Source organism: Bradyrhizobium mercantei (assembly GCF_001982635.1).
Lineage (GTDB): Bacteria > Pseudomonadota > Alphaproteobacteria > Rhizobiales > Xanthobacteraceae > Bradyrhizobium > Bradyrhizobium mercantei.
Genome location: NZ_MKFI01000002.1, coordinates 198,288 through 214,471, shown reverse-complemented (window position 1 = coordinate 214,471; position 16,184 = coordinate 198,288). Strand labels below are relative to the sequence as shown.

Here is a 16,184-nt window from a genome sequence, read left to right as displayed (position 1 = left end):
ATGAAAGAGCCGCCGCAAAAACGTTGATTTTACAGAGGCGTAGTGAAAAACTGCGGAGTATTTTATTGGAGATTTATTTTGGCCGCCCCGGGTAGTGGAAACGACCAGGCAGGCGAAAACAAGTTTGTTCGTCTGCTGCAAAAAGCCATCGCCGGCTTGAGCCCTGGCGATGAAGCGGGGCGGCGTGACCTCTATGATCGTGGCCGGTCGTTGCTCATCAATGGTCTGAACGAGCGGAAGGACCTCACGCTCGCCGAAGCCAAAGTAGAAATTCATACGTTTGACGACGCGGTCTGCCAGGTCGAGGCTAACGCGCGCGCACTTGCGGTGTCGTTCGGCCGGCGAGAGCCTCAGTCCAACGCAGCGACCATGGTCTTGCCGGACTCTCGCGCTGTCGAGGCCCGGCGAGAAGCCCGCGAGCGGACGCGGCGGCGCCGGCCGAGCCCGGAAGGGCGCCCCGACATGCTACGCAAGATCGGAGGCCGACTTGTTCGCTCGGCCGTCGGTGCGCGCGTGCAACTGAGTGAAGCAGCGGTGTCTGCCAAACAGCGGATGGTTACGTCGCTCTCGCGCGTCGAACTCCGCTCCGATTGGCTCGCCTCCTGGTTTGCCGGGAGAGACCGGGCTGGGAGCAAATCTTCGGGACAGAGCGGCTCCGACAGTGCGGCGCAACTCCGGAACTTCAGGCCCGACATTGCAAACGGCGATGTCGTCGATATCGCGAACCCCCAACGTCAAATCCGGCTGCAGGCCGTGATCCGGGTGGCGCGCCATCACGGTGTGGAACTCGACGTCAACGAATTCAGAGGTGACGCGTCGCAATCGCTTCCTTCAGCCGCGGCGATGTCGGAGTGGGCGCAAAACGCCGGGCTATGGTCGCGCGCCGTTCGTATCGGCTGGCGCAACTTGATGCGCATGAGCGACGCCGAGCCGGTGATCCTGCTGTTCAAGGATGGCAGTGCGGGGCTGATGGTTGGCGTCAGCGCCGAACAACACGTCATCATGATGCAAGACCTGAACGCGCCGCTGGAGGCGCAACCCGTCGCGGTCGACGAGTTGCGCCTCGCGCAGGTCTGGGACGGCGAAGCGATCCTGGTGCGCGCCAACCGAGGACGGATAGCGGCGGATGCACCGTTCAGCTTGCGCTGGCTGGCGAGCCTGGTGCTCCAGGAACATCGGTCGCTGCGCGACATCGGGATTGCCTCCGTCACCATCAGTCTCCTTACGATTTTCCCGCCGCTTCTCGTGATGACCATGGTGAACAAGGTGCTGCAGTTCCACAGCATCTCCACGTTGATCCTGCTGGCCGTCGTAATGGCGGTGGTCGTGGTGTACGAGGCGGTCCTGGGTCACGCCCGTCGCCTGATTATCGCGGTGGTCGGTGCACGGCTCGACGCGAGGCTCAATCTGCACGTCTTCAATCGCCTGTTGCGCTTGCCACTCGACTATTTTGAGAGGCATCCGGCGGGCGAAACCATGTTTCGCATCGCCCAGGTCTACAAGGTACGGCAGTTCCTCACAGGGCGTCTGCTGACCACATTCCTCGATTTGATCACGCTCTGCGTGCTGCTGCCGTTCCTGTTCTATCTCAGTCCGATTTTGGCGAGCATCGTGCTCGGTTGCGCCATCGCCATCCTGTTGGTGATTCTCGCTTACCTCAAGCCGATGCGCGAAATGTACAATCGGGTGACCACGGCGGAGACCTGGAAATCGGCCACGCTCGGTGAAACCATCGTCGGGATCAAGACCGTGAAGGCGCTGGCACTGGAACCGCAGCGTCGGTCGTTGTGGGACGAGCGGATCGCCGAGGCCGGCAAATGGCAGCTTGCATTCAGCAAACTGTCGAACTGGCCGCAAACGCTGGTCACACCGATCGAGCGGATCATGGTGATCGGCACCGTGATGCTAGGTGCCTACATCGCCATGAACGATCCATCCGGCTACATGGTCGGAGGCCTGTTCGCCTTCTTCATGCTCTCTGGTCGGGCTGCGCAACCGCTGGTCGGACTGGCGCGACTGATCGAGGAATATGAGGAGATCGGCGCGGCGATCGGCGAGGCGGCTTCAGTGCTCAACCGGCCCGCCGAGAGCAACGCGCGATCCGCCGGTTTGCGGCCAAAATTCGCGGGTGAAATCTCGTTCCAGGACGTTACCTTCACATACAGCAACACAACCGTCCCGGCGTTGGATCGCGTCAGCTTCTCGGTGCCTGCTGGAACGACCCTCGGAATTGTCGGACGCAGCGGCTCCGGCAAGTCGACGATTACCCGGCTGCTGCAGGGGATCAATCGAGACTACAAGGGCTTTGTGAAGATCGACGGCGTCGACTTGCGTGACGTCGATCTGCGCCATTTGCGGCAGAGCCTGGGCGTCGTACTGCAGGAGAACTTTCTGTTTCGCGGTTCGATCCGCGACAACGTCATCGCGGGACGTCCCGGCCTGACGCTGTCCGATGCCGTGTACGCTGCGCGGCTCGCCGGCGCAGAAGAGTTCATCGAGCGCATGCCGAATGGCTTCGAAACCTACATCGAAGAAGGATCGCCCAATCTGTCAGGCGGTCAGCGTCAACGACTCGCCATCGCGCGAGCACTGATCATCGACCCGCGCATCTTGATTCTGGATGAGGCCACCAGCGCGCTTGATCCGGAAAGTGAAGCCGTCGTGACCGGCAACCTGGAGCGGATCGCGAACGGCCGAACGATGATCATCGTCTCGCATCGGCTTTCCTCGCTGGTCGATTGCGATCAGATCCTGGTGCTGGAGCAGGGCGGCATCGTCGATTGCGGCAAGCATGAGGTCCTGGTGGAGCGCTGTGCGATCTATCGCCAGCTCTGGAATCAGCAGAATCGTCACGGTGTAGCGCCAAGGCCCAGCGCAGCTCCGCGATTGGTGACGGGAGCGCCGGAAGCATGAGCGAGGTCCAAACCCCCTCATTGCCAACTCTGTTCGGCGCGAGGAAAAGCGATCCGACGTTGCCGATCATTCTCGAGTTCCAGCAACCCTCGACGGCCATTACCAACGCTCCGATCCCACGCTCGGCCCAGCACATGGTCTGGATCGTGGCGAGCATGGTGGTCGCGCTGATCGTGACTGCGGCGGTGTTGCCGGTGGATCAAGTGGTCTCCGCGCGAGGGATCGTGGTCTCTCAGGCCCCCACGATCCTGGTACAGCCGCTCGAGACCGCAATTGTTCGGTCGATCGACGTGCGAGAGGGACAACGCGTGCACGCCGGTGACGTGCTTGCCCGGCTCGACCCGACGTTTGCGGAAGCCGATCTCGTCGCGCTGGAGGATCAGGCCAACAGCCTGGACGCGGAAGTCGCGCGGTTGCGCGCCGAGGCCGATGGTCAAGCCTTCAAAAATGACGGCAGCGATCCGCATTGGATGTTGCAGGCCTCAATTTTCGAGCATCGTCATGCGCAGTTCGATCTGAAACTGCAGAACTACGATCAGAAGCTGAAGGAGCTCGATTCCGTCATCGCCCGATCAAACTCGGACGCGGCCGGCTATCGCGAGCGTCTCGACGTCGCCCAGAGCATCGAGGATATGCGCAGGAAGCTGGAGGCCACCCAGACCGGCAGCCGGCTGAACTCATTGATCGCCAAGGATACCCGGGTGGAAATGGAGCGCGCGCTGGCCAATGCGGTTGCGACCGGCGAGGGCGCCAAGCGCGACCAATCGGCGCTCGCTTCCGAACGGGACGGTTTCATCCGCGGCTGGAAGGCCGAGGCGTCGCAGAAGCTGCAGGAGAGTGCGGTCAAGGCGGCCAATACTCGCGAGCTTGTCGCCAAGGCAAGGCTGAGGCGAAAGCTGGTCGAATTGCGCAGCAATGTGGATGCGATCGTTCAGGCGGTCGCGAGGGTTTCGGTCGGCTCGGTGATGCAGTCGGGACAGCAATTCATCACCCTGGTGCCGGCCGATGCGCCGCTCGAGGTGGAAGCCAACATCCCCGGCCGCGACAACGGTTTTGTTCACGTCAATGATCCGGTCGCGGTCAAGTTCGACACCTTCCCCTATTCGCAATATGGAATGGCGGAAGGGACCGTCCGTGTGGTGAGCCCCGACGCCTTCAATGCCCAGGCCGAGGCGCGCAATCCGACGAACGCAATTCCCGCAGCCGCCACGACGGAGCCGTTCTATCGCGGCCGGATCAGCCTCGATCGTATGGCGCTGCACGACGTGCCCGCCGGCTTCAAGCTGGTGCCCGGCATGCCTGTGACCGCTGACATCAAGGTCGGACAGCGTACCGTGCTGAAGTATCTGCTTGGATTGGTGCTGCCAGTGACCCAGGAAGCGATGCGGGAGCCCTAGAATGAGAAGTCCGCGACAGAAGCGGTTGCAACATGCTCTTTGATCGACTGATCGGCAAAGCGTCGCCAGCGGCCGCGCTGCGCCGCGGTCTTGCGTTGCTTGATAAGGAGCAGTTCGCTGAGGCTGTGCCCCTGCTGGCACAGGCGGCGCAAGGGGGGGCGCCGGAGGCCGCGTATCAGATCGGCCGACTCTACCTGCGGGGCGAAGGCGTTCCGTATAGCCAAAGCGAGGCGGTGCGCTGGCTGGAGCAGGCGGCCTCGCATGGCAATGCCGAAGCCCAATGCCTGCTGGCTGCACTCCTCCTGCAAGGGCTGGTGGCTGCTCCCGGGGCGGGTGCCGGCGAAGGAGCGGCGCGGCTCTTTTCCGGCGCCGCAACCAACGCTGCCAGCGCCGCCCCCGATTTCGAAGCTGCGCACAAATGGGCGCGTATGGCGGCACAAGCCGGCTCTGCCGAAGGACAGGCGTTGCTTGGCTATGTCCTGACCTACGGTCCTGACCACCTGCGCAATCCCGACGAAGCAAGAGATTACTATCTGCGGTCGGCTTCGGGTCGCTGCGCGCAAGGTCATCTTGGCTACGCACTGGCACTCGCTGGTGACACAGTCCTGTCGGAACGCAGGGCGGAAATCGCCGAGCACATTCGCGCTGCCGCTGCCGCCGACATTCCGAGCGCCGTCCATATGCTCGGTGTTCTCACCGAAGAGGGCTCCGGCGTCGAGAAGGATCCGGCGAGCGCCGTCAACTTTTATCAAAAGGCGGCAGAGCTCGGCCACCGCGAAGCTCAGACGAGATGGGGGGCCGCCCTGATTGAAGGTAAATTCGTCACTCCGGATCCGGTGCTTGGAGAATCATGGTTGAGACGTGCAGCCCTTGCCGGGAATCCGCGCGCGGCCGAGATGATCGGTGATCTCTGCACCAAGGGTGGAACATTGCCGCCGAACTATGTGGAGGCCGCTGGCTGGTACCGGCGCGCCGCCGAGGCCGGCAGTGCATCCGCAGCGCGGTCCCTAAGCTCGTTCTATATGACGGGAGCAGGTGTGCCGACAGATTCCGAGGAAGCCGCAAGATGGCTGCGTGTGGCGGCCGATGCCGGAGACACGAATGCACAAGTCACGCTGGCGCAGGAACTGCTTAAGGGCGCCAATTTGCCCGGTGAGCGACCGCCGGTGGCGGATTGGTTCAGGAAAACTGCAACAAGTGGCGACCTCGTCGCAGCCTTCAATCTTGGAGTCTGCCTGTTGCAAGGCGTCGGCGAGAAGCCGGATGAGCGGCAGGCAGCAATCTGGCTGCGACGCGCGGCGGAGGGCTTACCCGAAGCCCAGTACATGCTTGGCCGATTGCTCAGCGAAGGTCGCGGCGTTCAGGCGGACCCCAGGGCCGCACGCGAATGGTTTGCGCGCGCAGCCGAGGCCGGCCATGCGGACAGTCAGGCAGCCTTGGCCGAGATGCTGGTCAACGGCCGCGGCGGCTCGGCGGATATCGCAAAGGCGGTCAAGCTGTGCGAACAGGCCGCCGCCAAGGAACATACCGGCGCAATGTTCGCGTTGGGCGCGATCTACAGTGGAGGCCATGGCATCGCGGCTGATCGCGCCGTTGCCGAGCGCTGGTTTCGCGTCGCTGCCGAGCGGGGCCACGGCCACGCGCAACTCATGCTCGGACGTTATCTACGGAGCGGGATCGTGGAACCACAGAAACTCCGCGAGGCGCAGTACTGGCTAGAGAGTGCCGTCGAGCAGGGGATCGTAGAGGCTGAAACTGAGCTCGCTGAGCTCTCGGCGACTGTTTCGAAGATCGCAGTCTAACAGTGCTGACACAGAAGCTGCTTCCAACGATCGAAGCAGTTATCGTGGAATCCAACCGTGGCTTTCCAGCCAATCGCCGCAGAGCGCAACAATATCAATATCGTGCGGAGGAGGGACGTTCCGTCGACGAAGCTTGTCTGGACGGGCAGGGCGTCCATGCTACATAAATGAGGGAGGAGATGACGGCGTCGAGGCTCGCGCATAGCCCTAGCAAGAGCTCCAGCTTTGGCCAATATCTCTGAACCCACTTCTGACCTGAGTTCCTCAGAGTCGACGATATGAGAAACGAGCGTAGCCATTTCACGCGAGATAGCCGGAAACGCCGTCCCACAGTAACTTCACGGCCGTCACAACCAGCAGTGCGTAGCACGCCCGATAGATCTGCCGCTGGTCCAATCGTCCATGAAGCCGCCAACCGAGCCAGACCCCGGCGGGGATGGCGAGCAGGCAAATCGCCATCACGATCCAGACGCTGCCCGCAGGCTTCACCAGCAGCAGCCACGGCACCGCTTTGGTCGCGTTGCCGACCGTGAAAAACAGGCTGGTCGTGCCGGCATAGACTTCCTTGGTGAGCCCGAGCGGCAGCAGATACATCGCAAGCGGCGGTCCGCCGGAATGCGCGACCATGGTGGTGATCCCGGAGGCGAAACCGGCCGCCGCCGCCTTGGGCGACGACCGCGGGCGGATCTTCACCTCGGAGCCTCCGATCAACCACAGGCCGACGAAGATCAAGGTGATGACCGCCATCACAATCGCGACCGCGCGGTGGTCCATCACCCGAAACAGCAGATAGCCGACGGCGATGCCGATCAGGAGCCCGGGTAGCAGCAGAAGAAGATCGGGCTTCGACCAGGTCGAGGGCTTCCAGTAGCGCAGCGCGAACAAATCCATCGCGATGAACAGGGGCGCGAGCAGGCCGCCGGCCGTCACCGGGTCCATCACGAACGACAGCAGCGGAATGCCGACTATGGAGAAGCCGCCGCCGAAGGCGCCCTTCATGAAGCAGATCAGGAAGACGCCGGCGAAGGCGATCAGGACCGTGGTGACCGTCAGTTCCATGTTCGTCTCTCCATAAGAACCACGCTCCCACCCGCGCATCTGCGCGTGGGTCGATTGCGGCGTGCAATCCAGTGATGCAGTCAAAATGCTCCGATCATTGGTTCAGTGCAATTAAAACATTGAACTCGGTACAATAATGTCGACTGCGCCGGATTCGTCAGCGCAGCCTCGCCGCTGGGCCTCAGTTGCACGGCGACGAGGGCTCGAACGCTGCGGCTTGCTCCAATCGGCATACCCGCCGCGGCGAGGCATTGGCCTGGTCCTGGGCGACGTGCGGGTCGCCTTTCCGCGGCGATCCGAGCACCTCGACGGTCGCGGTGGCTCCGGCGACGAGTTCGCTTCGTGCGGTGGGATCGAGTGCGATGCGGACCGGAACGCGTTGCGCCAGCCGCACCCAGTTGAAGGTTGGATTGACGTTGGCGAGCAAGTTGACGCCTTCGCTGCGATCGCGGTCCTCGATGCCGGCCTCGATGCTACTCACCGTTCCGCGCAGTGTGCGGTCGGCACCGAGCAGCCGCACGCTCACCGGATCGCCGAGATGGATGCGGGCCAGCTTGGTCTCCTCGAAATACCCTTCGACGCGCAGCGTATCGGAATCGAGCAGCGCCATGACGCCCTTGCCGGGGGTGAGATAGGTCCCGGGTCGCAGCTCGCTGTTGGTGACGACGCCGCTGACGGAGGCACGCACCTCGCTGCGTTCGAGATTGAGCTTGGCCAGATTGAGGTCCGCGACGGCCTGGTCGGTGGCGGCCTGTGCCGAGCCCTGCGTGGCGACCACCTGGTCCAGCCGCTGCTTGGAGACGACGACATCGGGCGTCAGCGCGCTGTAGCGCTTCAGGTCGGCGTTGGCCTCCTCGAGCTGGGCCTTCTTGCCTAGCAGCACAGCCTCGGCCTGCTTCAGCGCGATCTCGTAGCGGGCCCGATCGATCCGGAACAGCACGTCGCCGCGGTGAACCTGCTGGTTGTCCCTGACCAGCACCTCGGTGACGAAGCCCGAGACGTCGGGAGCGACCGGGACCACATCGGCGCGGACGTGACCGTCGCGTGTCCAGGGCTCGTTCATGTAGTAGTCCCACAGCTTGTAGCCGGCCCAGGCCGCGACCAGAACCATCAGCGCAGTGAGCGAGACGCGGCGCAGCGCGCCGAGAACGGATTTCATGACACCAACTCCCTGGAGATGAAGACGAAGCTCGTGAGCAGACAAACGAAGACCGCGAAATCGAACAACGCGGCGTGCCAGACGCGGCGGTAGAGCCGGGCGCGCGCGAATGCCTTGCTGGCCGCGCGCGTGAGCACGTAGGCGACGATGCACCAGAGCAGGAGGCTCGGAACAATCACGCCGAACAAGTCGAGTTCGTATCTCATGCGGCAACTCCTCCTTGGTCTGGTTCGTGCGGTTGATAGGACGCGGCGCCGGGGAACAGTCCGGCCCGAATGCCGGCGAGGCCGATGAGGGCTTCGTTGCGTTCCTCGCTTGGGGGCTCCCGCAGCGTCAATGCGATCGTGCCGTCGAGGTGGTCGACCAACCCGTCCGGCAGCCGCCCGGCCGTATGGCTCCGGCAAATCGACGCAAGACGGGCGAGAAGTTCATCGATCGCTGCCATTGCCGTGCGTGACAGGCGAAGGCTCACCCGCCGGAGGTCGATGATGCTCAACGCCGTCCTCAACTGGCGGAGATTGGCGGCATCGCGTCTGGCCTCTGCGGGAACCACGGTGATGCGCGCGGCGAGCAGGGCGAGACGATGCTGCATGAGACTGCCGACCGCGGCGCGGTCCTGCTTCGAATTGCGCCCGGCGACCTCGGCGAGCGTACGCCAGTTGCTCCGCACCAGCCGGCCTGCGATCCAGGCTGCGCCAAGCGTGCGAACGATCCCGCATGTCACGGCCGTGATCGCAACGCCCACCATGAGCGACACGCTGGAATTGGCGAACGAGGTGAAGTCCGCTGTGTAGGCCGATTGCAGCGCCAGTTGCACCGAGGTGAAGATCGCGAACCAGGTCCCGGCGCGGCTGGTCGCCGGCCGCGCCGCCATCCAGCCGAACAGCAGGAACGCCGGCGCGAGGGCGACGACCAGCATCTCGAACGTCGTGACCCGCGGCAATACGCCGAACGTGTAGATGCCGTTGACCGCAATGACAATCAGGATCACGACGCAGAAATTGCGAAACGCCGGCAGCGGCTCGTCAAGGGCGGCGAGAAACGAGCCGATCAGACCGGCAAACAGCGCTGCGGATGCGCCATCGGTCCAGCCGGTGGCGATCCAGAACGCGCAGCAGGCAAGGACCGAAAGCGCGGTTGCCGCGGCGGCCCACAGTGCAAGCCCGTGATCGCTGTGCGAGGCAGCACCCTGCGGAGTGTCGGGCATCACGGCAAGGGCAAGCGTGTCCGGGTCGCGGCCATCTGCGATCGCATCGCGTAGCATCCGGCAATCCTGCATGATGTCCACGAGGCGGCGCAGCTCGACCACGTAGCTCGCGACCGCGATCTCGCTCCAGCTCGTGTCCGTGCCAAGTGCCGGCCGCACCTGGTCGATTTCCGCACGCAGCGCGTCGTCTTCCCGACCGTCTTCGCGCCCGGCATCAAGCCAGCGCGCCGCTGCGGCGCTGATGCTTTTGAGGTTTGCTGCCGCGCCGTCCGACGTAGCGATCGCAGCGCGTCTTTCTTCGAGCGATGCGAGCAGCGGCAGCAACAGCAGCATATGCAGACGGAGGCGCTGCAGGCCGCGTGCAGTATTCGCCGACGTCGCGGTCTCGTAACCGAGATGCCCGCTCAGCTGGTCGATCTCGGAGGCCGCGGCAGCGAGGCGCATGCGTTCATCGTCGTGCTCCGCGTCGCTGCCCTGGCCGATCAGGATATCAGCGGCGAGCCGGCGTGTGCTGACGAGCCAAGCCTCGGCGCGTTCGGCAATGGTAGAGCCGACAGTGCGTGGCAGCACGAGCTTTGACACGATGCCCGCGCAGACGATGCCGAGCATGATCTCCTGCACGCGGGCCGTGACGATGTCGAAGGTCGATTCGGGAGTAGCAAGGATCGGGAAACCGAGCAGACCGATCGTGTAGCCGGACAGCAGAAACACGTAGCCGCGCGGCGTGCCGTCGATCAGTGAGATATACAGGCAGACGCCGACCCACAACGCCATCGCAAGGCTGAGTAGTTCGGGCGCGTCGACGAGATTCGGGATCAGCATGATCGTGCCGGCGGCGCCGATCAGCGTTCCCAGCATGCGATAGACCGCCTTCGACGACGTCGCCCCGGTCAGCTGGTTGGAGGTGATGTAGACCGACGCCATCGCCCAGTAGGGACGGGGCATGTCGAGCAGCAGTGCAATCGCAAGCGCCAACATGGCCGCCGCAAACGTCCGCACCGCGAAGATCGCGGCGGCATGCCGGTCCCAGAATGAGGAAGGATGGTTCATTGCATAGCCGACGGGAATGGCGGCGTGCACATCTGCGCGCACCGCCGATTGTTCTATGGGGCGTTGCGAAGCGGGCGGAACGCGGTGCGCATTTCGGCGACAAACAGCGCGGGCTGCTCCCACGCCGCGAAGTGGCCACCCTTGGCGAGTTTGTTGTAGTGGATCAGCCTCGGATAGGCCTTCTCCGACCAGGTCCGCGGCGCCGTGTAGATCTCGTCGGGGAACGCGCTCACGGCGACCGGAATGGTGACGCCGCGCACGTCGAAGAAGCCGCCGGTCGAAACCTGGTGGGTGTCCCAGTAGAGCCGCGCCGAGGAGATCGCGGTGTTGGTCAGCCAGTAGAGCGTGACGTTGTCGAGCACGTCGTCACGCGTCAACCCTTCGGTCTTGCCGTCGAAGACGCGGGCAATCATCGCCTGGCTGCGGGCGTCGTGATCGAGCATCCAGGCGGCCAGCCCAGCCGGCGAATCGACCAGCGCGTACAAGGTTTGCGGGCGATTGGACATCTCGTTGGCGTAGCCCAGGCCCTTGTCGTAGAAGTAGCGCAGCTGGTCCCACGCGCGATGCTCGTCGGCCGTGAGCTTAGTCGGCGGCGCTTGGTTGAACGCCAATGCCCGCGAGACGTCGCTCGGAACGGTCGCCGCCATGTTGGTGTGGATGCCGAGCAGTTCGACCGGCTCCTGCAAGGCCATCGTCTCCGAGATCGCATTGCCCCAATCGCCGCCCTGCGCGACGAACTGCTTGTAACCGAGACGCCGCATCAGGGTGGTCCAGGCCCGCGCGATGCGGACTGGGGTCCAGCCGGGCGCCGTCGGCTTGCCGGAGAAGCCGTGCCCCGGCAGCGACGGGATGACGACGTCGAACGCGTCTGCAGCGGTCCCACCATGCGCCGTTGGATTGGTGAGCGGTTCGATGATCTTCATCTGCTCGATGACCGAGCCGGGCCAGCCGTGTGTGACGATCATCGGCAATGCATCGGCATGCTTCGAGCGAATGTGGATGAAATGAATGTCGAGCCCGTCGATCTCGGTGATGAACTGCGGCAGGGCATTGAGCCGTGCCTCCGCGTTTCGCCAATCGTGGCTGCTCTGCCAGTATTGCATGAGCTGCTGCATGGTCTTGAGCTGCACGCCCTGGGAATCATCGCCGACCGTTTCCCGGTCGGGCCACCGGGTCGCGGCGATGCGGCGGCGGAGGTCGACGAGCTGCTCCTCCGGCACTTCGACGCGGAAAGGACGAATGGCCTCGCTCGCGGTCGCGCCCCGCAATCCGGACGGCAGCAGGTTGGCGGCGCCAGCCGCCGCAATGCCGATAGCGGCCGTCCCCAACAGCCGGCGGCGACCCTGATCGATGGTTTCATTGGTCGTGCGGGTCGTCATGGTTTTTCTCCTGCTCCGTTGCTGGCCTTGATTGGAATGAGGAGGCGGGTGACTGCACTGGCTAGGCGCGTTGAGCGATCTTGCCCGATCACATCCGGGCGCAGGCTTGACACGAACAGTGCAAAGCCGAACGCGCCGATGGCGAACGTTGCGATGTTGAAGAGATCCTTCATGTCGCCTCCAGGGCGTTTTCAATAGCGGCGAAGACGTCGGTTCGTATTGCGTCCGGCACCGGAACGGCGGGCGCGCGTACCGGTTGCGGCCGCGGTCGCGGCGGCATGACTTTCCGGGCGCTCCGCAGGCGGCGTGACATGACGATCTGGTGGGCACGCCGTTCGCGCGCGCTGAGCGGAAACACGACGAGGAACGACGAGAACTGCGCTCCGAAGCCGTATTCGATCCGGCCGTCGAGGCTCCGGGCCAGGTCGTTGACCATCTGCAAGCCGCGGGCCGGCTTCAGGCGCTCCGAGAGCGAACCGTTGTCGGCGACGATGCAATTGACGACTGTCCCGCTCAGTGAGAGCTTGATCTTGATCGCACCATCCCGGCTGCCGAAATGTGCGTGCCGGGCGGCATTGCTCACGAGCTCATGAACAGCCAGAGCGAGGCGCCAACACCGCTCCGCTTCGAGCGGCAGGCTGTCCGCATTCAGCGCAATACGGATCCCAACCGGCTCCAACGAGGACCGGCTCAGGCCGAGCGCGAGCTTGCGGATCGATTCGGCGGCGTCGACCAGTCCGTCGCGATCCGGCATTGCCAGCACGCGATGAACGCCGGCCTGCTGCTCGAGCAATTCGATGACGCTCGCAAGCGCGACCTTGACGGCCGGATTGTCCGCGCGGAGCGCGGCGGCAGAGACTGTATTGATCGACGAAACGAGGTCGCCGTGCATCCGGTGCGTCAGCGCGCGCAGCAGCGTGTGGTCTTCGCAGTCGTGAACAGGTGCAACAGTGGGCAAGCGAGCCTCCTGGTAGTTGGGGCTGGGTCGGGTTCTCGGCTTGGTTCGATTTATGGAGTGTCCGGTCCCTGACCGCTTTGCGCGGATTGCCGTGATCTTGTCATTGCTTGCTGTCGACGTCGGGCGACTGCCGGCGCCTTGCGAAGGGCACCGGGTTGAGACAGCCGGCGGGTATACAGCGACACCAGTGCGAAGACGGCTCCGAGGACCGTCGCGAGCGTTTGAAGATTGGTCAGGTTCATGGCAGTTCGTCTCCATTGCTGATTGAACACGTGAACTCGACGGCAACGCGCGCTGCGCCCGCCCGCGCGTCTCGCTCCATGCTGCGAAAGACAATATCGATGCGTGCTGCCGAATGATTTGCCCGGCGTGCCGTGGTTTTTTCATTCGTTGCTGAAGGCCGCGCGGCGAGCGCGGCCAGGCCGCATCACGCCAGGATCGGAAGAGCCTGCCTGATGTCGGCCAGCGACATCTCTGGCCGTGGTGAAACCGGCGCGCGGCGGTACTGGCCTGGCGCCATTCCGGTCGCTTGCCGGAATGCGCGGTTGAAATTGGCCTGGCTGGAGAAGCCGAGCGCCAGCGCGATGTCGATCAAGGGCCGGTCGCTCTGGGTCAGCAGGGCCCTTGCGCGCTGAAGGCGCCGTGCCGCGACGTAACGGTGAGGAGGCTGTCCGACCGCCTGCCTGAAGGCACGGGCAAAGTGATATCGGCTGAGATAGGCTATCGACGCCATGCGATCGAGCGAGAGGTCGCCTTCCAGGTTCGCATCGATGTAGTCCAGCACGCGGAACAGTCTGCGCCGATCCAGCCCTTGTCTTGCAAGGGGAGCGGCCGACCGTGCAGTCGAGCTAGTCATGTAGTTTTGAATCAGCCGCGCCGCCATGCTGCTCGCCAGCGACTCCACCAGCAATCTGCCGACCGAGGTTTCCGTCCGCAGTTCGGACGCGATGGCGCGAGCCATCTCGCCGAGCAACGGATCTTCAAAGGCGCGGTCGTACCGCAGCGTGCCGAGCGCCGAAGCGTCGACCTCGATGCCGAGCTTGGCGCGGGAGAACTGGCTCGGCGGCAAATAGATATGCGCGATCTCGGGCAAGTCGCCGCCGATATCGACCGAACCTTCGTGCCAGCCGGCGGGGGTGAGCCAGATCGTGTTGCGGCCGGTGACGGCTTGATCCGAGATTCCAGTGGCTCGCCGCGTGACGAGCGATCCGTTGCCGCTGACATCGACGCAGATTTCGGTGTCGGATTGCGTCCCCCGCCAGGGGATCACGCTCTTGCCGTGCGCCCGCACTTCGACCGACAGGCCTGACCAGCCGCGATCGGACGAAGACAGCAGCAGGTCCGTCGGTCCGTGGCTCTGCCAGAAGTCGCAATGCTGATGCGGTTCTGGTCGCCGCTCGGCGATGGGATGTGCGCTGGCCGTCGACATGGAGCGGTCCTCGTTACTCTGACGTCGGTGTGAATCGTCCGCGCGCGCGACGCGCGGCCGCGCGCCGATCAGTCACGGGTCAAGCCCCGCCTTGTCACACCGTGTGCCTCGGCCTTGGGTTGGAAGAAGAGGTTCGGCAGAGCTGACACCAGTCCGAAGGTCATTCCGAGGAATGCCAGGAACGTATCGAGATTATTCAAATCCATTTCAGTCGCCTCCATCTGGCCCGCAGGGTTTAGCGCGGTGCAATCTGTTCAGTGAGCTAGGTATGATCCGATGCAATAGTCGGTACAATGGAAACATTGATCTCGGTGCAATCCTCTGATCGCTCTGCTGCCGGCAGCAATCCCGCCTCTCCGTGGCGCTGCTCAATGGCTTTGACGGAGTGGTCGAACGCCTTCACCAGCACGCACTGGCCCGGCGGCGCGGAGTCCGAAGCTGAGGATCCATCCCTTCAGGTTCTTGCGGTGGCGTATCACGACCGCATCAATGTTGAACCCTTGCCGGAGGAGATGGTCAGGCTATCGCTATCGATCAAACCGATTGGATCGATAGTGGCTATCGACGTCGTCAATCTGGGTCGATTTGAATTCGCTGGTTCATCACCATGGGGTGCGGCCGACACCGCGGCGCCGGATCCTCGAGACGAATGCCGCACACGCCGGCGGCTTCCGCCATGGCGGCGAAGTTCGGATTGTTCAGTCGGTGCCGAAGTCGAGGATGCCGGTCGACTTCTGCTAGAGCTCGATGAAGTCGGGCGCGCCGTTGTTGAAGACGACGACTTTCACCGGCAACCCGAGCTGTGTCGCCAACGATGCCGTAGATGCGCTTCACGCCTGCCGCGGTGAGAGTCTCGGCGAATTGATCTGCAACTGTGCGTGCCATGGCCTGATTCCTCGCTACTGGCTTCCGGTTGGATGCATCGACGGTGGTGCCGTTGTCTGGCTTGCTTTCGCAAGCGGTGAGGCGCGAGCCGTCCTCAACGGCTCACGCGGTGGCAGGATAGGGAATGTCCGGTCGCAGGCTTTGCCCGGCGCGCTGCCGTTTTGTCACTTGTTGCTGCGATGGAGTGGTCTTTGCGACCTCGCGTCGAAGCCGAGCGCGCGTACCTGATCCGCTAGCAATGGGTCGCGTTGCCGCGACTGCGCCTCGCGGCGAAATTGGCCGGGCGCCAATCCCGTCGCCTGTTTGAATGCGCGAGCAAAGTTGGCCTGGCTAGAGAATCCAAGCGCAAACGCGATATCGACCAATGGCCGATCGGCCTCGATCAGCAATGCTTTCGCGCGCCCAAGGCGCCTGGCGTTCACATAGCGATGCGGTGATTGTCCGACGGACTGCTTGAACGCTCTGGCAAAGTGAAAGCGGCTGAGACAGGCGATCGATGCCAGGCGGTCAAGCGAGATGTCGCCCTCTAGATTGGACTCGACGTAAGCCAGCACGCGCGCAAATCTGCTGCGGTCGAGCCCCCTTCCGCTGGGAGAGCTCACAGATTGGGCGGCTGATGCAAAGGACCACGTTGGCATCAGCGTTGCCGCGATGTTGCTGGTCAGCGATCCAACGTATGCCGTCCCGACGGCGGTATCAGGACCGGTCTTACCGACGGAGAATTGGCTCGCCCACCCAGGCAGGGTGGGGCGGTACCGGATCGTGCCCCGGAACGTGACGACCCGGTCAATGACCTCGGTCGCACGCCCGGTGCTGATTCTTGCATTGCTGGTATTGGCGCTGGCCACGTGGCCTCCTACCGTCTCTTGCGGGTTGCCCGCCGAGAGGTAGCTGACCGATGGCCTGCGCAGTATCTGTCAAATGACCAGTCCGGTGACAGGTCGGG

Annotated in this window: 14 protein-coding genes; 3 read left to right on the top strand and 11 right to left on the bottom strand. The window is 63.7% G+C overall.

Features of this window, described 5'->3' with window-relative positions; all coding sequences use genetic code 11:
- Positions 1 to 78: 78 nt before the first annotated feature.
- The 3 genes from BI327_RS08625 to BI327_RS08615 are packed head-to-tail and all read left to right on the top strand — an operon-like array spanning position 79 to position 6,112.
- Positions 79 to 2,913, top strand: a complete 2,835-nt coding sequence (locus BI327_RS08625; protein WP_245334754.1) for a peptidase domain-containing ABC transporter — start codon at positions 79 to 81, stop codon at positions 2,911 to 2,913.
- A complete protein-coding gene (locus tag BI327_RS08620) occupies positions 2,910 to 4,310 on the top strand; it encodes an HlyD family type I secretion periplasmic adaptor subunit (protein WP_076859625.1) in 1,401 nt (466 codons plus the stop codon). The genes BI327_RS08625 and BI327_RS08620 overlap by 4 nt, the downstream gene beginning before the upstream one ends.
- Before the next feature lie 32 nt (positions 4,311 to 4,342).
- Positions 4,343 to 6,112, top strand: a complete 1,770-nt coding sequence (locus BI327_RS08615) for an SEL1-like repeat protein (RefSeq protein ID WP_076859623.1) — start codon at positions 4,343 to 4,345, stop codon at positions 6,110 to 6,112.
- 300 nt (positions 6,113 to 6,412) lie between these two features.
- On the opposite strand, the gene BI327_RS08610 is transcribed toward BI327_RS08615, so the two are convergent.
- From BI327_RS08610 to BI327_RS08570, 11 genes are all read right to left on the bottom strand, one after another.
- Positions 6,413 to 7,171: a sulfite exporter TauE/SafE family protein gene (locus tag BI327_RS08610; protein ID WP_076859621.1), complete on the bottom strand. Its 759-nt coding sequence runs from the start codon at positions 7,169 to 7,171 to the stop codon at positions 6,413 to 6,415.
- A gap of 181 nt (positions 7,172 to 7,352) precedes the next feature.
- Positions 7,353 to 8,330: an efflux RND transporter periplasmic adaptor subunit gene (locus BI327_RS08605; RefSeq protein WP_076859619.1), complete on the bottom strand. Its 978-nt coding sequence runs from the start codon at positions 8,328 to 8,330 to the stop codon at positions 7,353 to 7,355.
- Positions 8,327 to 8,536 carry a DUF1656 domain-containing protein gene (locus tag BI327_RS08600; RefSeq protein ID WP_076859617.1) on the bottom strand — a complete coding sequence of 70 codons (210 nt, stop codon included), beginning with the start codon at positions 8,534 to 8,536 and terminating at the stop codon, positions 8,327 to 8,329. The genes BI327_RS08605 and BI327_RS08600 overlap by 4 nt, the downstream gene beginning before the upstream one ends.
- Positions 8,533 to 10,587, bottom strand: a complete 2,055-nt coding sequence (locus tag BI327_RS08595) for an FUSC family protein (protein ID WP_076860687.1) — start codon at positions 10,585 to 10,587, stop codon at positions 8,533 to 8,535. The genes BI327_RS08600 and BI327_RS08595 overlap by 4 nt, the downstream gene beginning before the upstream one ends.
- Before the next feature lie 53 nt (positions 10,588 to 10,640).
- Positions 10,641 to 11,966 carry an epoxide hydrolase family protein gene (locus BI327_RS08590; RefSeq protein ID WP_076859615.1) on the bottom strand — a complete coding sequence of 442 codons (1,326 nt, stop codon included), beginning with the start codon at positions 11,964 to 11,966 and terminating at the stop codon, positions 10,641 to 10,643.
- The gene (locus BI327_RS42240; protein ID WP_159450420.1) at positions 11,963 to 12,139 is read right to left on the bottom strand and encodes a hypothetical protein; all 177 of its coding nucleotides are present in this window, start codon (positions 12,137 to 12,139) and stop codon (positions 11,963 to 11,965) included. The genes BI327_RS08590 and BI327_RS42240 overlap by 4 nt, the downstream gene beginning before the upstream one ends.
- Positions 12,136 to 12,924, bottom strand: a complete 789-nt coding sequence (locus BI327_RS41535) for an ATP-binding protein (RefSeq protein WP_159450419.1) — start codon at positions 12,922 to 12,924, stop codon at positions 12,136 to 12,138. The genes BI327_RS42240 and BI327_RS41535 overlap by 4 nt, the downstream gene beginning before the upstream one ends.
- 427 nt (positions 12,925 to 13,351) lie before the next feature.
- Positions 13,352 to 14,353, bottom strand: coding sequence for a helix-turn-helix domain-containing protein (locus BI327_RS08580; protein WP_083741988.1), 1,002 nt, complete (start codon positions 14,351 to 14,353; stop codon positions 13,352 to 13,354).
- Between the two features lie 68 nt (positions 14,354 to 14,421).
- Positions 14,422 to 14,559, bottom strand: a complete 138-nt coding sequence (locus tag BI327_RS42235; protein ID WP_159450418.1) for a hypothetical protein — start codon at positions 14,557 to 14,559, stop codon at positions 14,422 to 14,424.
- 364 nt (positions 14,560 to 14,923) lie between these two features.
- Positions 14,924 to 15,238, bottom strand: a complete 315-nt coding sequence (locus BI327_RS43055) for a hypothetical protein (RefSeq protein WP_245334753.1) — start codon at positions 15,236 to 15,238, stop codon at positions 14,924 to 14,926.
- Positions 15,239 to 15,402: 164 nt separating this feature from the next.
- Positions 15,403 to 16,086 carry a helix-turn-helix domain-containing protein gene (locus BI327_RS08570; RefSeq protein ID WP_076859611.1) on the bottom strand — a complete coding sequence of 228 codons (684 nt, stop codon included), beginning with the start codon at positions 16,084 to 16,086 and terminating at the stop codon, positions 15,403 to 15,405.
- Positions 16,087 to 16,184: the final 98 nt, after the last annotated feature.

Excerpts from the sequence above, each read along its gene's own strand:
- BI327_RS08620 (WP_076859625.1), top strand. The coding sequence starts at position 2,910 with ATGAGCGAGGTCCAAACCCCCTCATTGCCAACTCTGTTCGGCGCGAGG.
- BI327_RS08615 (WP_076859623.1), top strand. The coding sequence starts at position 4,343 with ATGCTCTTTGATCGACTGATCGGCAAAGCGTCGCCAGCGGCCGCGCTG.
- BI327_RS08610 (WP_076859621.1), bottom strand. The coding sequence starts at position 7,171 with ATGGAACTGACGGTCACCACGGTCCTGATCGCCTTCGCCGGCGTCTTC.
- BI327_RS08605 (WP_076859619.1), bottom strand. The coding sequence starts at position 8,330 with ATGAAATCCGTTCTCGGCGCGCTGCGCCGCGTCTCGCTCACTGCGCTG.
- BI327_RS08600 (WP_076859617.1), bottom strand. The coding sequence starts at position 8,536 with ATGAGATACGAACTCGACTTGTTCGGCGTGATTGTTCCGAGCCTCCTG.
- BI327_RS08595 (WP_076860687.1), bottom strand. The coding sequence starts at position 10,587 with ATGAACCATCCTTCCTCATTCTGGGACCGGCATGCCGCCGCGATCTTC.
- BI327_RS08590 (WP_076859615.1), bottom strand. The coding sequence starts at position 11,966 with ATGACGACCCGCACGACCAATGAAACCATCGATCAGGGTCGCCGCCGG.
- BI327_RS42240 (WP_159450420.1), bottom strand. The coding sequence starts at position 12,139 with ATGAAGGATCTCTTCAACATCGCAACGTTCGCCATCGGCGCGTTCGGC.
- BI327_RS08580 (WP_083741988.1), bottom strand. The coding sequence starts at position 14,353 with ATGTCGACGGCCAGCGCACATCCCATCGCCGAGCGGCGACCAGAACCG.
- BI327_RS42235 (WP_159450418.1), bottom strand. The coding sequence starts at position 14,559 with ATGGATTTGAATAATCTCGATACGTTCCTGGCATTCCTCGGAATGACC.
- BI327_RS43055 (WP_245334753.1), bottom strand. The coding sequence starts at position 15,238 with ATGGCACGCACAGTTGCAGATCAATTCGCCGAGACTCTCACCGCGGCA.